The 22,440-nt window shown below is 33.9% G+C and carries 16 protein-coding genes and 5 pseudogenes; 4 read left to right on the forward strand and 17 right to left on the reverse strand.

What is annotated here, in order from left to right:
• Positions 1-116 (reverse strand): annotated as a pseudogene (locus tag GWD08_RS02970) (IS30 family transposase); the annotation flags it as partial.
• Between the two features lie 592 nt (positions 117-708).
• Positions 709-1,564: pseudogene (locus tag GWD08_RS02975) on the reverse strand (ATP-binding cassette domain-containing protein).
• A gap of 578 nt (positions 1,565-2,142) precedes the next feature.
• Here GWD08_RS02975 and GWD08_RS02980 point away from each other — a divergent pair.
• Together GWD08_RS02980 and GWD08_RS08730 are read left to right on the forward strand one after the other, a co-directional pair.
• Positions 2,143-4,296 carry a peptide cleavage/export ABC transporter gene (locus tag GWD08_RS02980; protein WP_159564141.1) on the forward strand — a complete coding sequence of 718 codons (2,154 nt, stop codon included), beginning with the start codon at positions 2,143-2,145 and terminating at the stop codon, positions 4,294-4,296.
• An 11-nt stretch (positions 4,297-4,307) separates the two neighbouring features.
• Positions 4,308-4,574, forward strand: a pseudogene (locus GWD08_RS08730) (bacteriocin secretion accessory protein); the annotation flags it as partial.
• On the opposite strand, the gene GWD08_RS02990 reads toward GWD08_RS08730, so the two are convergent.
• From GWD08_RS02990 to GWD08_RS03035, 10 genes and pseudogenes are all read right to left on the reverse strand, one after another.
• Positions 4,567-6,219 (reverse strand): recombinase family protein, encoded by a 1,653-nt coding sequence (locus GWD08_RS02990; RefSeq protein ID WP_159564143.1) that lies wholly within the window; start codon positions 6,217-6,219, stop codon positions 4,567-4,569. The pseudogene GWD08_RS08730 and the gene GWD08_RS02990 sit on opposite strands and share 8 nt — an antisense overlap.
• 86 nt (positions 6,220-6,305) lie before the next feature.
• A complete protein-coding gene (locus GWD08_RS02995; RefSeq protein ID WP_159564144.1) occupies positions 6,306-6,467 on the reverse strand; it encodes a hypothetical protein in 162 nt (53 codons plus the stop codon).
• A 485-nt stretch (positions 6,468-6,952) separates the two neighbouring features.
• Positions 6,953-7,361: pseudogene (locus GWD08_RS03000) on the reverse strand (sigma-70 RNA polymerase sigma factor region 4 domain-containing protein).
• A 313-nt stretch (positions 7,362-7,674) separates the two neighbouring features.
• Positions 7,675-9,027 (reverse strand): MATE family efflux transporter, encoded by a 1,353-nt coding sequence (locus tag GWD08_RS03005; RefSeq protein WP_159564145.1) that lies wholly within the window; start codon positions 9,025-9,027, stop codon positions 7,675-7,677.
• Between the two features lie 32 nt (positions 9,028-9,059).
• On the reverse strand, positions 9,060-10,457 hold the full coding sequence (locus tag GWD08_RS03010; RefSeq protein WP_159564146.1) for an ABC transporter ATP-binding protein: 1,398 nt from the start codon (positions 10,455-10,457) through the stop codon (positions 9,060-9,062).
• The gene (locus GWD08_RS03015) at positions 10,445-11,137 is read right to left on the reverse strand and encodes an energy-coupling factor transporter transmembrane component T (RefSeq protein WP_159564147.1); all 693 of its coding nucleotides are present in this window, start codon (positions 11,135-11,137) and stop codon (positions 10,445-10,447) included. The genes GWD08_RS03010 and GWD08_RS03015 overlap by 13 nt, the downstream gene beginning before the upstream one ends.
• Complete coding sequence (locus GWD08_RS03020) at positions 11,137-11,718, reverse strand: MptD family putative ECF transporter S component (RefSeq protein ID WP_159564148.1); 582 nt, start codon at positions 11,716-11,718, stop codon at positions 11,137-11,139. Before GWD08_RS03020 ends, GWD08_RS03015 begins: the two co-directional genes overlap by 1 nt.
• A 10-nt stretch (positions 11,719-11,728) precedes the next feature.
• On the reverse strand, positions 11,729-13,450 hold the full coding sequence (locus GWD08_RS03025) for an ABC transporter ATP-binding protein (RefSeq protein WP_159564149.1): 1,722 nt from the start codon (positions 13,448-13,450) through the stop codon (positions 11,729-11,731).
• The gene (locus GWD08_RS03030; protein WP_159564150.1) at positions 13,434-15,188 is read right to left on the reverse strand and encodes an ABC transporter ATP-binding protein; all 1,755 of its coding nucleotides are present in this window, start codon (positions 15,186-15,188) and stop codon (positions 13,434-13,436) included. Before GWD08_RS03030 ends, GWD08_RS03025 begins: the two co-directional genes overlap by 17 nt.
• Complete coding sequence (locus GWD08_RS03035; protein WP_159564203.1) at positions 15,175-15,783, reverse strand: TetR/AcrR family transcriptional regulator; 609 nt, start codon at positions 15,781-15,783, stop codon at positions 15,175-15,177. The genes GWD08_RS03030 and GWD08_RS03035 overlap by 14 nt, the downstream gene beginning before the upstream one ends.
• A 396-nt stretch (positions 15,784-16,179) precedes the next feature.
• Here GWD08_RS03035 and GWD08_RS03040 point away from each other — a divergent pair, with 396 nt between their 5' ends.
• Together GWD08_RS03040 and GWD08_RS03045 are read left to right on the forward strand one after the other, a co-directional pair.
• Positions 16,180-16,530 (forward strand): plasmid mobilization protein, encoded by a 351-nt coding sequence (locus GWD08_RS03040; protein WP_159564151.1) that lies wholly within the window; start codon positions 16,180-16,182, stop codon positions 16,528-16,530.
• Between the two features lie 5 nt (positions 16,531-16,535).
• Positions 16,536-17,868 (forward strand): annotated as a pseudogene (locus tag GWD08_RS03045) (relaxase/mobilization nuclease domain-containing protein).
• A 22-nt stretch (positions 17,869-17,890) separates the two neighbouring features.
• Here GWD08_RS03045 and GWD08_RS03050 read toward each other — a convergent pair.
• From GWD08_RS03050 to GWD08_RS03070, 5 genes are read right to left on the reverse strand one after another with little or no spacing between them, the layout of a single operon-like run.
• Positions 17,891-18,388 (reverse strand): TIR domain-containing protein, encoded by a 498-nt coding sequence (locus tag GWD08_RS03050; protein ID WP_016182935.1) that lies wholly within the window; start codon positions 18,386-18,388, stop codon positions 17,891-17,893.
• Complete coding sequence (locus GWD08_RS03055; protein WP_159564152.1) at positions 18,389-19,810, reverse strand: SIR2 family protein; 1,422 nt, start codon at positions 19,808-19,810, stop codon at positions 18,389-18,391. It lies immediately after the preceding gene.
• A gap of 8 nt (positions 19,811-19,818) precedes the next feature.
• A complete protein-coding gene (locus GWD08_RS03060; RefSeq protein ID WP_159564153.1) occupies positions 19,819-20,739 on the reverse strand; it encodes a BsuBI/PstI family type II restriction endonuclease in 921 nt (306 codons plus the stop codon).
• The gene (locus GWD08_RS03065; RefSeq protein ID WP_159564154.1) at positions 20,732-22,228 is read right to left on the reverse strand and encodes an Eco57I restriction-modification methylase domain-containing protein; all 1,497 of its coding nucleotides are present in this window, start codon (positions 22,226-22,228) and stop codon (positions 20,732-20,734) included. The genes GWD08_RS03060 and GWD08_RS03065 overlap by 8 nt, the downstream gene beginning before the upstream one ends.
• Complete coding sequence (locus GWD08_RS03070) at positions 22,212-22,427, reverse strand: helix-turn-helix domain-containing protein (RefSeq protein WP_000036627.1); 216 nt, start codon at positions 22,425-22,427, stop codon at positions 22,212-22,214. Before GWD08_RS03070 ends, GWD08_RS03065 begins: the two co-directional genes overlap by 17 nt.
• Between the last annotated feature and the right edge of the window lie 13 nt (positions 22,428-22,440).

Consider the following 22,440-nt stretch of genomic DNA (forward strand, 5'->3'; position numbering starts at 1 on the left):
AGTCGAGCAATCTCAACGGGTTTCTTTCCCATTTTGAGATAAGCAGCAATTTCACCCCGTTCTGTGGCTGAAAGATGAGAATAGGATGATTTTCTGGTAGAATTAATGTTGGACATGTTCATCTGCTTTCCATACTGAATTGGGGAATTCTAGTATATCAGACGAACATGTCTTTTTTGTTGCACTTGACTTGACAACTTGCGAAAATAGCTGACTCGTAACAATACTTTCAAAATAACTTGCTCACACATTTAATTAAAGACAAACTTCTTTTGGGAAAGCTCTATTATTTCTGTAGAGGCTCCATAAGACCGCAACTGGCCTTATGGAGCCTCTCTTTATTAGTGGCTTTAGTTCGTTTCGCTCCGTAGGTGCGAAACAATGATTTGCTTTGATTTGCTTTGATTTAAATACAAGACGCCTTTTGTCTCCTCTTTTCTGGCTTGGTCATAAGTTTCCCATTACAGTTGGTTGACCCGACCCTGGGCCACTTATATTGTAATTCAAGACACACAAAAAAACTCTACAATAGCCAAAGTGAGCTTACCCACGACAGAAATTATAGAGCTTTTTGATTGTTTGAAAAAATTCCCTCTGACTTATAATGAAAAGCGTTCAAATTCACCTTAGAAAGTGACCTATGGAATATCTTAAGCATACCACAAATTTAATCGGGTTGATTGAAAGATAAAATAGTTCCCATGAGGCTTACTCCTCTCTAAAGTGATAAATATAGAGCTCTTCCAAAGTTGGTTGCACCGATTGAACTTGCTGGTTTGGTCGTTCGTCGCTGACCATACGCAAAACACGGTCAGATGAGGTTAATTTCTCATTGACCACAACATAATGCTCACCGCTGTTTAGATAGGAACCGTCAGGCACAGGAAACTCCCAAACCTTACCAGACATAGTCGCAAGTAGTTCTTGGCTGTTGCCTTTCTGGAGAAATTGCCCATTTTTCAAAATAATGATTTCCTTAGCGATGGTCTCCACGTCAGAGACGATATGAGTGGACAAGAGGATAATCTTGTGAGCAGATAAGTCATTGATGATATTGCGAAACTTAACCCGTTCCTTGGGGTCAAGATCAACTGTCGGCTCGTCCAAAATCAGAATTTTAGAATCGTTTAGCAAAGCTTGGGCAATACCTAGACGCTGCTTCATACCACCAGAATAAGAAGCAATCCTCTTGTAACGAACATCGTTTAGACCAACGAGCTGGAGCAAGTGATCAGCCTCTTTTTGAGCTTGTCTTTTGGGCATGCCCTTTAAGGTTGCCATGTAGAGTAGAAAATTTAGGCCAGTAAAATTTTCGTAATAGCTAAAGTGCTGGGGCAAAAAACCGATATACTGATAAAAATCAGTTGATTGCACTTGATCATCCAGCAAAATCTGTCCCTCATCAGGACGCGTAAAGTGACTAATCAAATTGAGAAGAGTCGTTTTTTTCGGTCCCATTTGCTCCCAAGATTCCATACAGGCCTGGCGTAAACTGAGCGAAAACCTGATGGATAATGGTCCTTGAGCCGTAGCTCTTGGAAATCTTACTGAGTAATAATTTCATAATCTTACTTCCTGATATTAGTAAACTCTCCCTATTCGATAGCCTAAAACTCCAAATAAGGAAAGCCAGCAACTAGCTATTAAGCATGGAAAATGGCACAGGTTGCACCTGAAATGTTTATAGATGCTTTCATATTGTCTTTTTGCTGTAGACCTAAATAAGTGCCAATGGCTAGATTTGCCATCCAAACATGCCCAAGTATATCCAACACCACCTTCTACGGTCGCTAGAACATCAGCATTAAGTGTGTTGAATTGTTTCATTGTTTTTGGATTCATGACGAATACATTCTACATGATGTGAATTTTTTTATTTTGTCCAGTTGCAACCTGGACAAGTTTAGCATAGCACGAGAAAAGAGATTATTACCTCAGAATCTTCAAATGTATGATTTTCATCCTGAAATGTACTTTGAAGCATTTTAGAGAAGAAAACGACTCCAATTCAAGCGATTGCTCGCATTTTTTTACAGTCAAACATACCATTCAGGGTATTATAGATACCATTTAAGAATTTACGATTTTTTTATCAGTTGTTTTGCCATAATGAATCTGTAATTTACTGAAAGGGTATATTAAATGACATCATACAAACGTACTTTTGTTCCTCAAATCGATGCTAGAGACTGCGGAGTGGCTGCACTAGCTTCTATTGCTAAGTTTTATGGCTCTGATTATTCACTAGCACACTTAAGAGAACTGGCTAAGACGACTAAGGAGGGGACAACTGCACTTGGCATTGTTAAGGCCGCAAAGAAAATGGGATTTGAAACACGACCCATCCAGGCAGACATGACCCTTTTTGATATGGATGATGTACCTTATCCTTTCATCGTTCACGTCAATAAAGACGGAAAACTCCAACACTACTATGTTGTCTATCAAAACAAAAAAGACCATCTCATCATTGGTGACCCTGACCCCACGGTCAAAATAACCAAGATGACCAAAGAGCGGTTTGCGTCTGAGTGGACTGGTGTTGCTATGTTTCTTGCGCCAGAGCCTAGCTACAAGCCTCATAAGGATAAAAAGAATGGTTTGATGAGCTTTCTCCCCTTAATTTTCAGGCAACGCTCGCTTATCTTTTATATCGTCTTGGCTAGCCTTTTGGTGACACTTATCAATATCGGCGGCTCTTACTACCTTCAAGGGATTTTAGATGACTACATTCCTAATCAGATGAAGTCAACCCTTGGCATTATCTCCATCGGCCTGATCATCACCTACATCCTGCAACAGATGATGAGTTTCTCACGGGATTATCTTCTAACTGTCCTCAGTCAACGACTAACGATTGATGTCATTTTGTCCTATATTCGCCATATCTTCGAACTACCCATGTCTTTCTTTGCGACAAGACGGACTGGTGAGGTCATTTCGCGTTTTACAGATGCTAATTCAATTATTGATGCTCTTGCTTCGACGATTCTGTCTCTTTTTCTAGATGTCTCTATTTTGATAATTGTCGGCAGTGCGTTGCTCGTACAAAATACCAATCTCTTTCTTCTCTCGCTGATTTCAGTTCCTATTTACATCATTATCATTTTTACCTTTATGAAGCCCTTTGAGAAGATGAATAACGCTGTCATGCAGAGTAATTCCATGGTCAGCTCAGCCATTATCGAAGATATTAATGGAATCGAAACGATTAAATCACTGACTAGCGAAGAGTGTTGTTACCAGAAAATTGATAGTGACTTTGTAGATTACCTGGATAAGTCCTTTAGACTCAGCCAGTACTCTATTTTGCAAAGTAGCCTCAAACAAGGGGCACAGCTGGTTTTAAACGTTATTATCTTATGGTTTGGAGCTCAACGCGTTATAAAAGGAGAAATCTCCATTGGACAACTCATCACCTTTAATACCCTGTTATCTTACTTTACCAATCCTTTGGAAAATATCATCAACCTACAAACTAAATTACAATCTGCCAAGGTGGCTAATAACCGACTTAATGAAGTTTATCTCGTTGAGTCTGAATTCAAAGATGCACAGCTATTGACCAACACTCAATGCTTACATGGCGATATAGAGTTTGAAGGTGTGTCCTATAAATATGGTTTTGGGCCTGATACCTTATCTGACATCCAGTTAACCATTAAAAAAGGAGACAAGGTCAGTCTAGTCGGTATTAGTGGCTCGGGTAAGACAACATTAGCAAAAATAATTGTCAATTTCTTTGAGCCTTACAAGGGACGAATTGCCCTCAAGCAGCACGATCTTAAACTAATAGATAAAAAGATTTTGCGGCAACACATCAACTATCTTCCTCAACAAGCCTATATCTTTAGTGGTTCAATCTTGGAAAATCTGACACTTGGTGCTAATCAAGCGATTAGCCAAGAGGATATTCTAAAAGCATGTGACCTGGCAGAAATTAGAAAAGACATCGAACAGATGCCGATGGGCTATCACACAGAACTTTCTGATGGAGCTGGACTTTCTGGAGGACAAAAGCAACGAATTGCCCTTGCTAGAGCTCTTTTAACCAAAGCACCTGTTTTGATCCTTGATGAAGCAACCAGTGGGCTTGATGTGCTGACTGAGAAAAAAGTCATTGATAACCTTATGGCCATGGCAGATAAGACCATTATCTTTGTCGCGCACCGGCTCAGTATAGCGGAGCGAACCAACCAAGTCATTGTCCTTGATCAGGGGAAGATTATTGAGATTGGTTCACATAAAGAATTAATGGCTAAACAAGGTTTTTACCATCATTTATTTAGCAAGTAAGGAGCATTATCATGAACCCCAATTTGTTTAAAAGTGCTGAATTTTATCAGCGACGTTACCATAATTTTGCGACACTCTTGATAATTCCCTTCGCTTTATTGGTGAGTTTTCTTCTGTTTTTTTCTCTCTTGGCCCAAAAAGAGGTAACCGTCACGTCAAGAGGGGAGATTAGACCAACTAAAGTCATCGCTTCAATCCAATCAACTAGCAATAATCCAATCACAATTAATAAACTCATCAATAATCAGCTGGTCAAAAAAGGGGATAGCATCATTCAACTTGCTTATCATTGTCCAAACTTATATTCAGGTCTTCATCTATGATAGGAAGTTTAAGAATAATTGATTTTAGCAATTGTCCATTTGACTGTTTCTCTTCATAGATTTGGATTTCTGAAATAAGAGCTTCTATAAGTTGTCTGCGTTCGACATCATCCATAACTTTATATAGTTTATCAAAATAAATCAATACTTTATATATATTATCACCAGTCAGTTTTTCTGCTTCTATAGTTTCTTTCTTTGTTTTAGCTTCTATTAATTGAACTTCCAATTCTTCTATCTTATCATACATTCGATAAAGCCTATCGTCTAAATCGGCTTTTCTTCTTTTATAGTGCTTATCATCAACATCTAAATTATCTATTTCTTCAATGATCTTAAATTTTGTTGAATGACTTTTCCTTAGCTCCTTTTGATAATTATCTATCTCATTTTCGATAGCTGATGTATCAACTTTCATGTTAATTTTTTCTTGCATCATAGCTGCAAATTTAGGATTACTCACTAATTTTATTATCACTTCCGATACGGCATCATCTAACAGTTCCTCTCTAATCTGCTTATTAAAAGTACATTTATGTCCTCTATTCATCTGCCTATGTTTACAACCATAGTAATAGAAGTCTTTATACTTTGTCCCATCTTTTTTATATTTTATGGATTTGTTCCCAAACATTCCAGCTCCACATATTGGACACTTTACTATTCCTGATAATAAGTGCGTCCTCATGTTCTTGCCCTTATTCACATGTTCATACTTTTTAGCTTGTGCTTTCAGTTTCACTTGTGCAGCCTGCCATAATTCATCTGGGATTATTGCTTCATGAATACCTTCCGCTACTAAATAATCGTCCTGCTCTACTTGTCTGTATTCATTTCTTGTGCCATGAACTTTTTCTAAAGTTCTTCTTCCAAATGCTATTTTCCCATTATATACAGGATTCTTTAATATCTTTCTTATAAGACCGGCATCAAACAAAGGATTCTTTCCATTTTGTCTTGGTATTTTCCTTATACCATGATTTTCTAAATATTTAGAAAGACCATTCGCTCCAATACTTGTATTTACATACTGGTCAAAAATAGTTCTTATTGCAATTGCTTCTTCCTCATTGATTATCAATTTTCCATCAATAAGTTGATAACCATACGGAGCAAATCCACCGTTCCATTTACCTTCTCTTGCCTTTTGAATACGACCTTCCATTGTTTGGACACGAATGTTTTCTCTTTCTATTTCAGCCACAGCTGACAAAACAGAAATCATCAATTTACCAGCATCTTTAGATGAATCGATTCCATCTTCAACGCAAATAAGATTTACTCCAAAATCTTGCATTATTTGTAAAGTCGAAAGTACATCAGCAGCATTTCTTGCAAATCTCGATAACTTGAATACAAGAACAAAAGATACTCCATCCTTTCCGGATTTTATATCTTCCATCATACGAGTAAACTGAACTCTTCCTTCTATAGATTTTCCAGACTTACCCGCATCTTCATATTCTCCAACAATTTCATAGTCATTATAAAGAGCAAAAGCTTTCATTCTTGATTTTTGTGCCTCTAAAGAATAGCCATCTATCTGTATTGATGTAGATACTCTTGTGTAGAGGTATACTTTTATTTTTTCTTTTGACATAGCATTAACCTCAATATCCTTTTTATATCTTTATATTTTTTCATTTAAGTTTGGACTTATATATCAAGTATATTATAGTACTTTTATTACTTTTTCTCAATCCGTGTTTTTGCCATGTCAAAACCATTTTTATCTTCTATATTTTTTACTGGAGTTGGATTAGGAAGATTATCTAAATCTAAAACTCCAGCATACTTTGTAATTAGATTTGCAATTAAATCTGCCAATCCATTCCAGTCATTATCCACTAATACACCTCCTCTGTTTTAAAGTTTCTATAATAAAATATAATTTTTCTCACTAAGTTTTATGACATTGGTAGGTGCTTGGCAGCAACATAGGAATCTCACCTCCGCCCCTTATTACAGACGAGCCGGCTTAAACTATTGAAGTATCATTATCACTACTTGTATCATTGAACAGATTGCCACTTCTGTTTTTTATGTATTCTTATTTATCGCTCGCTTTCTTGTTTCCTTGGCGAAGTCCAGTATTCATGAAACCAAAATTTATTTCAGCAGAAAGGTCTTGGCGTAAGTCATAATTCTCCACAAGTAGATAAAGTCCTACCTTGGTCTATTCAATTGTCAAAGAACAATATTTGAAAGGGATTATTTTCTTTACATTTTCCTATTTGCCATAAGCAGGCTATCTCTTATTGAAGAAAATAAAGAAGGTCAAACTCCCCTTCACTTTACATAAGGAAAATTTGACCCCTTTGGTTACCGAAGTGCTAAAGTTCTTCGATGAAATTTTTCAGTTTTTCAAGAATTTTGTTTCTTCTTTTGATTAAAGCCGGGTGTGTAATACTTTTGAGTTTTGCCACTGAACGAACAGTTTCATCATTGAAATATAGGCGTTCAATAATATCTCTTTCTTCTGCATTGAGTCTTGATATAGCATTTCTGACTGCTTCAATCATCATCTGTGTTTCTACCAGTTTTTCTACATCTACACTCTCATCGACAATGTTATCTACAAAATGTCCATCATGATCCAATACTGAAAAAAAGAGCAAGTGGTTTTTCTTGTCCACCTGCTCTAAATACCTTTCGTGTTCTCTCTCGCCAGTAGACTTTATATATCTGCTCGCTGACTTTAATTTTTTGTCCATTGACATAAAGATAATATTCTTTTGGCATTTTATTTCCTCCATCTCTTTTTTGTCTGCGTGTTTTGGGACAAAAAAAAGGAGGACTTCTACATCTAAACGTAGTAAGTCCTCTGAAATGAAAGAAACTTCCTCTTTCACAAAAAATATTTAATTTTTCGATATAATCTGCTAATCCATTAACTGCTATAAAGCAAACCGAAAAAAGGTATAAAAATGTTCTTTCTATTTTTCGATATTAGATATAAAGACTTTTTCATATTTTATGTCCCTCCAACATTTAAATATCCATCTCTTACTTCCGCCTTTCTTACAGCCATATATCTACTTTTATCAACGATTTTTTAATTGATTTTCTTTTCTTTTCCCATCTTATTTAATTCTCCAACCATCATTAAAATTCCAACAATAATCATAATGAAATCTACAAGTGGCTGTGTAAACCACACTGCTTTTACGCCAAAAAACATAGGGAGAAAAATCATGGCAGGAACAAACAGAAACAGTTGTCTAAGCATAACGATAATTCCTGCTTTTTTTCCATTTCCTATAGATTGAAAGAATGTAATAGACATGACCATCACACCATATAGAATAAACACAGAATAGAATAATCTAAAGTTGCCAACTCCTTGTGCAATAATATTTGCTTCTACTCCAAACAATGAAAGTATCTGACTTGACAGCAACAAGGATGGAATCCATAAAACTGCTGCAAGAACAAGCCCACCTATAGAAAATACTTTCATAGCCTGTTTTACTCTGTCATATTGCTTTGCTCCAAAGTTCGTTCCAACAACAGGTTGCAAACCCTGACTCATTCCCCAAAGAGGAATAAATGAAAAAGCATATATACGAAGTGATGCAGCCATTAAAATCCCATTAGGATCCCCACCATACTTAAATGCCATTTTGTATAACATTGTCTGCTGTATCATAAAAAGAACCTGCATCATCATAGCTGATGCACCTACTCCAAATATATCCTTCTTTATTTCTGAATCAGATTTGATTTTATGGATCTTAACAACTTTACTTTTTTTCAAAAAGTAATAAAGTGTTACTACTGCTTGAACAAACTGTGCTGTTATTGTGGCAAGGGCTGCACCTTCAATCGCATGCTCTCCCATAAGTATCATTAAAATTGGATCAAGCACAATATTAAGCAAGGCTCCCAGTCCCATAATCATCATAGCTTTTTTCATTACCCCTTCCCCACGCATAACCATATTGGCACTTTGTGTGAAGTTTACAAACAGAGAACCTATAAAAATAACTCTCAAATATCTGACACCAAACTCTTTTATTTCACCTGTAGCTCCAACCATTGACAAAAAATGTGGTGCAAGAAGTATTCCCCCAATTGTAATAATCAGCGAAAATAGCACAACCCAATAGATAAGATTTCCCATGATTTTATCTACAGTCTTTTGATCACCTTTTCCAATTGCTCTTGAAAGAACTGATGCCGATCCAACACCAAGAAGTGTGGACACTCCACTATTAAAGAATGTTAATGGCATAGCAACGCCACAAGCAGTCATAGCATTTTGGCCTATAATTTTCCCTGCAAATATTCCATCCATTAAAGGATAAAGACCAATAACTATCATTCCGATAACAGCCGGAATGGACAATTGAAACAACAAATCTATTGGTCTTTTGGTTAATAATTGCTCTTTCATATCTTGCTTCATAAACGACCTCCCTATTTTTAATGTGTTATTCTTCATATTTGATATTTATAACTTCGAAAGTCCTCTAAGTAAAGGATATAATCAGTTGTTGCATTTAGAAATTCAATATCGTGAGAAACAATAAATATGATGTTATTTTCTGTTTTCATTTCCTTTATCAATTTTGAAATTTTCAGCATATTGTTATAATCCATGCCACTTGTCGGTTCATCAAAGTATACAAATCGGGAATCTTTACACAAAACAGAAGCAATTGCCACTCTTTGTTTTTGCCCACCTGATAAGCTCATGGGATGCCTGTCCTTTAATTTACTAAGTCCAAGACCTAAAAGAACTCGTTCTATTTTTTCTTGACTTAAATCCCTAACGCCAAGTTTTAATTCTTCCTCAACAGAATCAGTAAAAAGTTGATGATTTACGTCTTGCATGACTAGGGCTGAGTTTTTGATTCTTTCTTTTTTGCTTAGTTTTCGACCTTCAAAAACAATTTCATTTTTATCTTTTTTGTTGAGTCCTGTCATTACACGTAAAAAAGTTGACTTGCCACACCCATTTCTACCAACAATGCCATAAATCTTTCCCAAATCAAAAGATACATTGTTAAGTCTTAGTTCACATTTATCTTCAAACTCAATCTTCATCGTTTGAATAATTAAGTCCTTGCCTTGAGGTCTTTGATTCTTAGTTAAAGGTGTTTTTTGTCTTGAACGAAGTCCACACCTAAGTAAATATTCGCTTGGCAAAGATAAAAATTCTTCTTTACTGAAAGCCTGATTTATCCTTCCTTGGTGAATCAAATAAATATGATCAACCAAATCCATTAGGTAATAAATTCGATGCTCTGCAAGAATAAGTGTTACCTTTTTTTCCTTTAGAATTTTCAGCATTTCTGTTAGAACATCAATATGCTTATCATCTAGGTTTGATGACGGTTCATCAAGGACTATGATTTTACACCCTGAGATGTAGCAAGAAGCTACACATAAAATTTGCTTTTCACCGCCGGACAATTCAAAAATACTACGTCCAAGTAAATGCTCTATATGAAAAATTCTTAACATTTCTTCCATACGAACATCCATCTCTTCTTTCGCTAGTCCAATATTTTCTAAATAAAATAAGAGTTCAAGTGTCGTGTTAACATTAAAAAAATGTGTCTTTGGATTTTGAAAAACACTAGCAATAGCTAAGGATATTTCATATAGTTCTAAGTTTTTTATTTCTTTATTATTGACTTTGATACTTCCTTCACTACTGGCGTTTTCATAGGCAAAAGCCAATCCATTGATTGAATTAATAATGGAAGATTTCCCACTTCCACTTTCACCAGTAAGTAAAATACATTCTCCATCGAGAGCTTTAAGGGAAATATCGTCTAATACTCCATTATTTCCCCCATAGGATAAAGAAAAGCCTTTTATTTCAAGCATAACCACCCTCCTATCACTATTGCTGCCATCGTTAGCCCATAGATGAAATCAATCAGTCCTACACCCACAGTAATATATCTTGTTTTCTTTATGGGATTTGCAATACATTTTGTTTCTGCCGCCTTGGATATGTCATCAGCGATATTAGATGAAATAATTAAAAGAGGTACAGCTACATACTCTAAGTATTTCAAAGGATTTTTTGTCTCTATCCCCCTTATTTTCATTGCCATTTTGATATTATTCTTTTCTTCCACAAAAGACGGAAAAAATCGAAACATCACTGCTACAGGAACGGATATAACATTTGGAATCTTTAAGACATCCATAGATGAAATAATACTTCCAACATCTGATGTTTTAATTAAAAATTTCCCTGCAGCATATGGAATATAAAACATACGAAGCACGAAAATCAAAGAAAAAAACATCTTTATTATGAACGGTAACTGAGCTAATACCTTAAAATTCGGTGCAAGAAACAAAATACCAAAGACTACGATATTTTTTACTAGATCTTTTCTAAATCCATTTATTAAATACATTATGGAAATAATAAATATTACTGTCCATTCAAAAACAGGGTTAATAGAATGTACAACAGTTAAACCCAATAACCCCACAACGAAAAACTTCGTTATGGGATTTGGATTTAATCTGCTGCTTTTAACAGCCCACATTAAACAATACCTGCTTTCTTAAAGTGTTTCTTAAGGAGAGCCTTTCCTATATATGCTCCGATAATTCCACCAACAATAGCACCCAAATACACTAATACCATATGTGGATAGGTGATTAACTTTTCTAATGCATCTACATATTCTTTGCCCATCATCATTGATAATTCAATATATTTTTTCTTTGCCCAGAGCATTTGCATTAAAGAACCACAAATCCATGTATTGAAAACAGCAAAAGCTATCATATTGTATTTAAAAGAATTGTATCCACCTGCTCTTCTGATCATTTCAGCGATAAACATAACAACAACAGCATGGACTGCTATTATATAGGTGTGTCCCATGGCAAACATCAGTAATGGCGAAAGTATTCCTAGTATGAATAAGCCCCAAGGCTTTTGTACTTTTGCCATAAAGAGCATGATAATTGTTCCTGTTACAATACCAAGTATTGTAGGGTAGATTAAGAATAAAATCGGCACCATACCAATCATTCCTGCCCCAAACATCACCACAAAATAGATTACAGCAAACACACCGATGGTTACTAAATCTTTGATTTTTAGCTTCTTTTCTTTCATTTTCTTCCTCCTAATAGCTAAATTCTTCTGCTAATTTTGTTTTTTGAATTAAGTTTTTATATACCTTTGATATTTCTTTTAATTCTTCATGAATTCCCTCTTTTTCAACCAAACCATTTTCAATAACAACAATCTTATCGACATTCTCAATGGATTTTAGTCTATGCGAAATAATAATGACGGTCTTATTCTTGATTAGCATATTCAAGCTATCTTGGATTTTCTTTTCATTATCAACATCAAGACTTGCTGAAATTTCATCAAGTATTAATATTGGTGCATCCTTAAGGAAGGCTCTAGCAATAGATAGCCTTTGTCTCTCCCCTCCTGATAACTCTGATCCGTTTTCACCAATAGCTGTATCAAAACCCTGAGGTAGTTTGTCAATAAAATCCATACAATTTGCTAATTTAGCTGCTTCCTTTACTTCCTCATCAGTCGCATTTTCTCTACCAAGACGGATATTCTCTAAAATACTTGTATTAAATAAAGTAACATCCTGAAAAACGATAGAAATATCTTTAAATAGTGAATCAGTAGAGATATGCTTAATATCTTTTCCATCAATTAAGATACTTCCACTATCATAGTCATAAAGCCTAGATATTAGCCTTAGGATAGACGTTTTACCTGAGCCGGACTCACCTACAAGAGCTGTCACTTCACCTTGCTTGGCTGTAAAACTTACATCCTTTAAAACCTTTGTATCCTCATCATAGGCAAAGGCTACATTTTTAAATTCGATGTCGTAATGATTAAAGCTTGTATCTTCTCCCTCTTGAATAACTGCACTCTTCATCTCCTTGATACGCCTTACTGCTGGCTCGATGTAAAACATTTCAATTGTTCCTTCTTTAGAAATATCAAAGAGTTCTTTTACTTTAATTGCTCCAATAATATAGCCAATTAGATATAACAGACTTATTTCATTTTGAATAAGTAGGTTAATGCCCACAGCTATAACTACAGCAACACTGATGTAAGAAAAAAGTGTTGATATCCCTAAAACCGCCATTGATCCAAATTCAACCTTAAAGTGAATCTTCTCACTTTCTTCCATTTTTTCATATAAGGCTTTTTTCACCTTTGCAGACTGATTAAAGCTACTGATTTCCTGTTGTAATTCTATGGTTTCTTGGAACATTTCGGAGTTATCTCTTAAAACATTAAAATACTTGCTATATGCAGACACTTCCTTTTTCTTGGCTAGTGGTAAAACAGCAAAACTTAAAAGTGTTGGAATAATCGCAGCGAGTCCCAGTTTCCAATTACCAATAAACATCGCAAGTCCCAGCAGTGGGAAAAAAAGCCACATACCAATTACTTTAGGTACTGAATGACTCATGGCATGTTCAATTGTTTCCACATCAGACATAATTGTCTGTGATAAATCGGATAGATTATGCTTAGAAAAGTAAGCAATCGGAAGATCTGCTAAATTTTCTGCAATCCCCTTTCTTAATGTAGCAGATTCTTTGTAGGTAACATTGAAAAGGCTCACATATTCATTTGATAAAAGGACATACATCACACCTAAAGTAAGTACAGCAATAGCGATATAATACCAAGTATCTGTGACATTACCTAAAATAAGCTGATTTAAAAGTGCCATTAAAATAAACATCGGTGCTAAATTAATCAGATACGTCAAAAAACAAAACCAAGTCGCTTTTGTTAAATTCTTTGCACCTTGTTCAGACAAAGAATAACGTTTTTTATAATAATTCTTCATTTGACACCCTCCAATCATTTGCAGTTTCATATAGACTTACAAGTCTACTGTATAAGCCTTGTTTTTCTCTTAATGTTTTGTTATCTCCTCTTTCCATAACTTTGCCATGTTCTAAGACAAGTATTTCATCGACATTAGTGATACTTGTTATTCTATGAGCAATCATAATGACGGTTTTATCCTTCATAAGATTCTTAAAGGCTTTTTGAAGTTCATATTCATTGTCCGCATCAATAGAAGCACTTGCTTCATCCATAATGACAATTGGTGATTTTTTAAGTATTGCTCTAGCTATGGCAATTCTTTGTTTCTCACCACCTGATAGATAAACTCCTTTAGTACCTATAATGGTATTTTCTTTATCCTTAAACTTAGAGATTATTTCATCACAGCCTGCAAGACTCATTGCCTGCATCACTTCTTCTCTACTTGCATTTTCATCAGCTAAAGCAACATTTTCATATATGGTTTTTTTGAATAGCTTACTATCTTGAAATACAAAAGAAATGTTTTTTATAATTGCTTCTTTTGTATACTCTTCCAGTGAATGACCACCAATTTTGATGCTACCGCTATCTACTTTATAAAATCCTGATAGAAGATTAGCAATCGTCGATTTACCTGAACCAGAATGACCCACTAGTGCATAAGTCTTTTTCTCCGGTAAAGATAAAGACAAATTTTCTAAAACTTTATTCTCTCCATAAGAGAAACTCACATTGTCAAATTCAATGTTTGAGTTTTCAAAATGTGTTCTCTTACCATAAGAAAGCTTGTCTTCTTGCATTTGGCTATAAAGTTTTTCCAAATTATCAACTGCATAATTTGCCGTAAATATATTTTGCCCTGCCCACATGATTTTCATAAAGGAAACCATCATTACACCACTTAAAAAGAAAATCGTAATGAGTTCTACAGCCACCATCTTAGGATCACTTAAATTAGACAAGAAGAAGCTTAACGGAATTGTGATGATTGCAATCAATCCTAAAAATATAAGCTGATAAATAACATAAGGCTTTTTACAAGAAATCGAATAGTTGTATGCATATTTTGAATAATTCATAATCGCTTCATGAAGTGCCTTAAAAGATTTAAGCTTGCTGCCAAATATTTTTACTACTTGCATTCCTCTTATATATTCCACTGTTTCGCTACTGAGTTTTCCAAGAGAATCTTGATATAATTTCATAAACTCGCCATTACCCATCATACCTTTTAAGATAAGACCGCTAACAATAGATAGAGTAATAATAACAACTCCCACACGTAAACTAATGATAAATGACAATAAAAGGGCAAAAATCGGAACTAAAAATGCCTGCATATTATCAGGAAGCATATGAGCAACTGCCATATGCGTTTTTGCTGCATTATCATCTATCGTTTTTCTTATATAACCTGATGAATTCAAATCGAAGAAACGAAAACTTGAATCCGTCAGTCCGTCAATGCCCTTTTTTCTTAAATTCGTCTCTAATCTAAAAGCTAACTTGTGTGATGCTAATCCCGATAAAAGATAAAGCAAGGCACTTAAGGTTAGGTAGATAACAATTTTGATAGAATGAACACTTGCATTTTCAAAATTGCCACTTACTACAATGTCATTGAAAAATCGGTATATGTAATAGTAGCCATACACCATAAAAAAAGCTGAAACACCAGATATTATAATTGCTAAATATCCACTTAGCTTTTCATCCGGTACATAGGAAAATAATTTTTTATAGACCTTCATTTTGTTCCTCCTCTCCTTGAGTAAATATATAAATAAGCATCTTTTCTAAAAGATTCCTATTTTGCTTAAAATTTTCTCTTGCTTCTAAGACATCCGATGCCAGAATAATTGCGTTGATAAAATCGGTAACCAATTGAAACCTATCCGAGTCAGATATCCATCTTGGAACTTCACTCATAACTGTTTTAAAACTTTCTTTTGTATGTTCTTGTAGTTCTATCATGAGAGTGTTCAACTCTGGATTTCTTTTTTTAGCAATTAGAAACTCAATATAAAGAGGCATGTAAGGATTATCGTCAATCATCTTTGTAACAACCTCCTTGGCCATAAACTCCTTTGTTACAATCTTTTTAGATTCACCCAAATGTTCTTTTATTATTTCGTTCCTATATTCAATTCCATAAATCATGATGTCTTTGAAGATTTCGATAACACTTCCATAATAGTGGTAGACACCACCCTTAGATAAAGTTGTTCCTGCAATAATTTCTTCCATGGTTGTCTTTTCAAAACCTTTTTCCATGATTACCTTAGCCGCTGAATTCATAATTTCTTTTTTTCTTTCAGCTTCAGTTAATCTCTTCGCAGCACACATTCTTATTCCCTCCTTTTTGTTACCGACGATACCGTCTATAAAAATAGAATACATCACTTATCCTTGTTTAACAACCCTTTTTTTAAGTTTTTAGTGTAAAAAGCAGACAGATTTTATTCTGTCCGCTCCTTTTCAAAATTCCTCTCTTTAATTAATGTACACACAATGACATTAGTTTTCTTTTATGATATAATCAAATAATAAATTCAAAACTTGCTTAATGCTTGCTATCTAATACATTCTTTTGTAGCTTTCGTAGCAAGCACAGTAAGTGTACGGACACTTACGAAAAAATTGATGAAGCAGCCCTTTGGGATCTGCTTCTTTTTTTATCAATTTTTAACTTGTTAGGGTGTACCCTAAGACCCCGAAATACATTCAAAGGAGGATTTACCTATGGCAAATAGAATACGAAATGAAAGACTTGAAATTAAATTGACAGAAGAAGAAAAGATTCTTTTTGAGGAGAAAAGAAAACTTGCGAAATGCAAAAATATGAGTCATTTCATCCGCAAGTGCGTTCTAGAAAAGGAAATATATCAAGTGGATTTAGAACCGTTTAGAGATTTACAGGGATTACTTTCCAATGCTACAAGCAATATCAATCAGATTGCAAAGCGTGTAAATTCCACTGGCATAATCTATAAAGACGATATAAACGATATGAAAAAGCAGATTGAATATTTCTCAAAAGAGTTGTGGCAAATACATTCTCTGCTTCTTAACAGAACTTCCGGAGGTGATTAAACTTTATGGCTATTACAAAAATACATCCTATAAAATCAACCCTTAATCTTGCCATTTCATATATTGTTAATGGAGAAAAAACAGATAAGCAAATCTTAATAAGCACTCATAAATGCCATCAGGAAACTGCCCATACCCAGTTTCTAAGAACACGAAATGATGTCGAAACAAACGGAACTGTTCTTGCAAGACATCTTATTCAATCCTTTTTTACCGGGAGAAACAAGTCCGGAAATTGCACATCAAATCGGTCTTGAACTATGTAAAAAGATATTAAAAGATGAGTACGAATATGTCTTATCTACCCACATAGATAAAGGTCATATCCATAATCATATCATCTTCAATAATGTAAATATGGTAACGGGTAAATGCTACCAATCCAACAAGAAAAGCTACCACCAAATCAGGTATCAAAGCGATAAGCTATGCAAAGAAAACAACCTATCTGTGATTGATGAGTTCTACGAGAGCTATAAGAGAAAGTACAAAACGAATGGTAAGTCATGGTATGAAAATGAGCAATCTAAGAAAGGCACTTCTTGGAAAAGCAGACTTCAATTTGATATTGATCGTCTGATAAAACAGTCTAAGGATTGGGAAGAATTTCTAAAGAAGATGGCGGAACTTGGTTATGAAATAAAGTATGGAAAACATATAGCCTTTAAGCCAAAAGATAAGCAGAGATTTACCAGAGCTAAGACGATTGGTGAGGACTATACAGAAGAAAGATTAAAAAATCGTATTACAGAAAATCAAATGATTAAAACTCCACCTATCAAAAAACGAATCGGAAATGTCATCAATATGAATACCAATGCCAAAGTGAAAGAGAGCAAAGGCTATGAATACTGGGCAACAAAACATAACTTAAATACAATGGCTGAGTCGGTTATTTTCATCAGAGAACATGGCATTAACTCCGTTAAACAGCTTGATGAATACATCAAGAAAAGTGCTGAAGAAAGACAGAACTTACAAGATAAAATCAAGGAAATTGATAAGGATATGCAGCTACTTTCTGATACGATGGAACAAGTTCATACTGTTAAAAAATATCGAGCCTACTACAAAGAATATAAAGCAAATCCATCCGATAAGGCATTTTTTGAGGAGCATAAGGCTGAAATCACATGCTATGAAACGGCTCTTGCAAAACTTAAAAAGTCCTATTCAAAGCTTCCTGATTCAAAGGGTATTTTAGATAAACTTGATAAATTGCAAGAAAAAAAGAATACCCTAATGCAAGAGTATTCTTCTACAAAATCTACTATGGACGAGCTTTATCAAATACGAAAGAACTATGGAATTTATATGGATAAGGAGATGGAGAGATAATTTTTCTCTCCACTCTCATTTATTACCAAGTAGACGGTTTGTGCTCAATGCCATATTCGATCAAATCTTCTATGTTATCCTTAATATCATTGTAAACATATTTACTTGATGCATAACTCGAATCAAAACATTTAACATACTTAGAAAGTTTCTCTCCTTCTAATGTCAAATAATCAAATGGATTATTTCCCTTATCATCTTGTTCACCTGATGAATTCTCTAATTTATGAATATAGATTCCTACAATTCCTTTATTTAACTCATATGCTTTTTTAATTTCATAATTTATCCATTTTCTATTTGCAGTCTTTTCTCCGATTAAAACCACTAAACATGAACGCTTATTTAATTGTTCATCAATCCATTCTTTGATTTTACTGTCTGTTTTTTCTTTTACTTCCTCCCAATCATTATCAGAAAAAGTAGAGCTGCTATCCACCTTTCCCATATTGCGTACCTGTCCTGCTCTCCAATTATCATTGTCATAATGAAAACTGAAAAATACTTGCCTTTTTGACATTTAAAAATCCTCCTTATTTAATATTTTAACTGCTTGCACTATGTTTTTAACAGATATATCAATATCTCCATCGCATTGTTTATTTGCCTGTTCAATTGCGCTTATTGTATTTTTATCTGAAATTTCTTGAGTTGTTTTATCATATATTTCTTTAGATGCCCCACCAGTATTTTCAATAGGCAAACATACTAATCCATGCTCTTTAGATAACTCATATTCGTCCATAACTCCACTTGCAATATTTTCTGTTTCATTATTTCCAAAAACAAATATTGCTATGCCACAATTTTCAATCATCTGCTCTCTATTTTCTTTATACAAGGTATCTAAATCTATTTCTAATGAACTATTTTGAGGAAAAGGCATAAGCGTCAAAAAATCATTTATTTTTGCTTTGTGAGTCAAACAAAAATCTGCAACACCATTTAATATAAATTCTCCTACACCTTTTCCATATCCATTAACAATGCGATAACCATTCTTCGATAGTTCAAAAGATAATTTATGAATAAAATTTTGAGCGGTTTCATGAGAATAACCCGGATAATTGTATGCACTGCCTGAAATAAATATTGTTTTCCTTCTAAATCTATCGACAAGAGTGCTTAATAATTCGGTAATTTCATCATATCTATTTACTAAATATGTAAAAATACCATATCTATTTAAATCTTCAATTTGTAGCTCCTGTTTTACTTTTTTGTATTCATAATCCTCATCAGTATCTTGGACTCTTTTCATAATACAATAATGCTTTCTTGTATTCTTTTCATCGAGCAATACCCTTAATCTTCCAATTACATAGTTAAAGTTTGGATCTTCAAAACTAAATCCTAAAAATAGAAATGTCTTGGTAAGCAAATCTCCTTCTAAAACTTCTCTGAATAATTTTCTTTTGTTATATCCAAATTCTTCATAATCACTTCTTGTTAGTACTGCGTCTTCAGGAGATTCTACATCGCCATGCAATTTATATACTATTGCATCAAAATCATGATTTGTACCTCTTAATTGTTCATCCTTTGTTTTTACATAAGGCTTTTTCATATTATCTTCTAAAGCTTTTTCAATTAACTTATCATAATTAGTTGTCCAAAAAGTGAAAATCGGTAACTGTGATAATAATTTATGGTTTTCAGTAGGTTTTACTAATTGAGAAAATTGACCCTTGATCAAGTCATCTATCGATGTTCTTTTTTTTGAATTAGAATAATACTGAGCCAAGTTAACCAAATCATTTTCTTTTTCAACATCTAGTCCAATTTCTTCTGCAGGTTCTTTTAGAAGTTCTTTCCAACTACAAAATCCGGCAGGAATTGATAGTCCTGCTCCAATAAATGCTCCTAATTCATCACTTTTAATAGCTTTTTCAATTTCTCTAATCAAATCTTTTTTTGATACTTCACCTTTAATAATAAGCACCTCCTCCTTTATTTTCTCGGTCCTAAGAATTTATCACCATTTAGATGAATCATATGGTCCGGCATATCCGCAATCCATACTTCCGTTTCCCAAGCTAAAGACTCTGAAAATTTCTTAAATGTTTTAAAGTCTAAAAATGCTGTTACATATATTTTCCCAGCAGAAACATTTTCTGTCATTTCTTCAATTTCTTTTATTCGCTTTGGCTCCATTGCACCCACAGAAGTTACAGACTCAATAAAGTAAATCCAGTTCTTATCCTCTGAATATAAAACAACATCTGGCATCTTATCATGAAGTGTTATCTCAAAACCAAGTTCTTTTAATTTCTCCTCATTTTTCACCAAATCCTTTTGAATTGTATCTCCAACATATAGGCATTCAGAGTTCTCAGCGAATCGGGGAGCAAATTCTTCAATAATCAATTTCTGTAATTGATTATGCTTACCAGGAGAAAATGTAAAATCGACTCCGTTTATTTTAACAGGCATTTTTCTTACTGCCTTTTTGGAACTATACAAATCAATTAAGTTCTGATGAGATTTCAAAAAATTATTTTTTTGTTCTTCCCACTGATTTGATTGAAATGTTTTTACTAATAACAACATTTCATCAGTTAAACGATACCTATAATTAGGGCTATTTGTTGCTTTGCCATTATCCTCAATAAACGCTGCATTTCTAAAATGATGTATTGCTTGCTTACGGAATGTTTCTCTACTATTCTCTGCATATGAAACTTCATAAAAATCTCTAATAAAAGCGATAACATCATGTATTCTTATCCATTTATTAGTTGCATTAGCCCATTCATCATTCTTTTTAATATCTGCCATTGCTAAAATAACATATCCACATAGATCTGACTGCTGTTTTGGTGGAACTTTCAACTCATTCAAAATATTCTTTGCTTCTTCTAATTTAGACATATATAAATCTCCCTAATATTTCATCACAATTTTCTTCAGACATATCCTTTAATTTAATCAGTTCCTTTCCCATATTCTCAATACAGGTTAGTGGTGGAATTGGCATCGAGTTAATTTCAGTAGCATTCACTTGAGTTGATCCATTTAAAATTCTGTAATAATTATCATAAAGCGTAGAGTTCATTACAACATACAAACCATAAACCAAACAATCTGATAATCCTTGTAAGCCTGTAATAAAATTTATCTTATTCTGTGTGCTAATTGCCTTATATGTTGGAAATTTTTTAGCTAAATAAATTCCACATTGTAATCTACGCTTTTCTTCCTTTGCCGTAAATCTTTTCACAAATAAATAATTAGTGTTCTCCTGCAATAATCCTTTTTGCTCCGTTAATAGATACTCATTTTCTTTTCCAACAGGAAAAATCACTTTACCATCTTTTATATGTTGCGAATAAAATAAAGGAACTGCTTTTTCCTCTGCATCATTTCTTAGAGCCTCTCGATTTCTAAAATCAACTGTCAAACCAGTTTTCATTTTCAAGCCAAGAGTTGGCAAGGTATCATTCCATTCATTTACCTTTTTAATCGTATCAGCTTCTTCTTTATCAGTTATCAAAAAAACATATTTGTGTTCTCCAGAAACAACCATATCGTAAGGAGCTTCAAAAACAGTCTTGCTGTCGAAATCAAAATTAGCGTTCGTTGTAGTTATAGTAATATTTTTAGGCTTGTTAGATTCTTTCTTAGCCTTAATAATTATTGTTTCTTGCAAAACAGCTTCCTTATCGAAAACTTTATCTCTGCTCACAAATAAATGAATATGCCTCAAAACTACTTCTCTTAAAAATTTCTCGCGAAACTTTCTGAAATAAGCTCCAGAAGTCCATGATCTCGGAACGATAAATACTAATTCGCCATTATCGACTAAATTAAAACTTGCCATCTCCATAAAAAGAAAATACAAGTTCGGTGCTCCATAACAGATGTCAGGCATAGATAAAGCTTCATTAGACGTTTTCCCAATCTTTAAATAAGGCGGATTTCCTATAATCACATCGTATTTTTCAGGTTTAGTACTCGCCCCCAACATATTGTTATATTCAAGCGTTTGACTCGTTATATAATTATCTTTGACTATTTTGTATTCAATTTTTAATGGTGAATTGTCTCTTATCCACAACAAATTTTTATTTAAAAGTTCTAAAATATCACCATCAGTTTCATAACAAGTTATTTTTATCGTTTTAATCTTATCCGTATCAATTATTCTTTGGACCAGTGCCGCAGTAAGTATCCCTGAACCCGCTCCTGGATCAAGTATAGAAATTTCTTTTGAAAATGATGATAAATCAAATAATGATGCCATAAAAAGAGCTGTTTCTTTGCTTGTAAAAAATTGCCCATTTTTCTTGCGAATTTCTTTTGGCATCTGTTCAATATATTTATTTGTAGATTCAATTACATAATCAATTATTTTCATCATTCACCAACTCCATAATTTCATTTATACCACAGTTCAAACTATCACATATTCTGACAATCACATCAGTAGTGATATTCTCACTATTCTTCATTTTATAAAAAGTACTTCGACTAACTTCCGCTTTTTCCATTAGCTCAGAGTTTTTCATGTCTAAATCTATCATTTTTTTAAATAGCTTTTTATAACTTATTTTTGACACAATTGTCCTCCCC

Source organism: Streptococcus halichoeri (assembly GCF_009870755.1).
Taxonomy (GTDB): domain Bacteria; phylum Bacillota; class Bacilli; order Lactobacillales; family Streptococcaceae; genus Streptococcus; species Streptococcus halichoeri.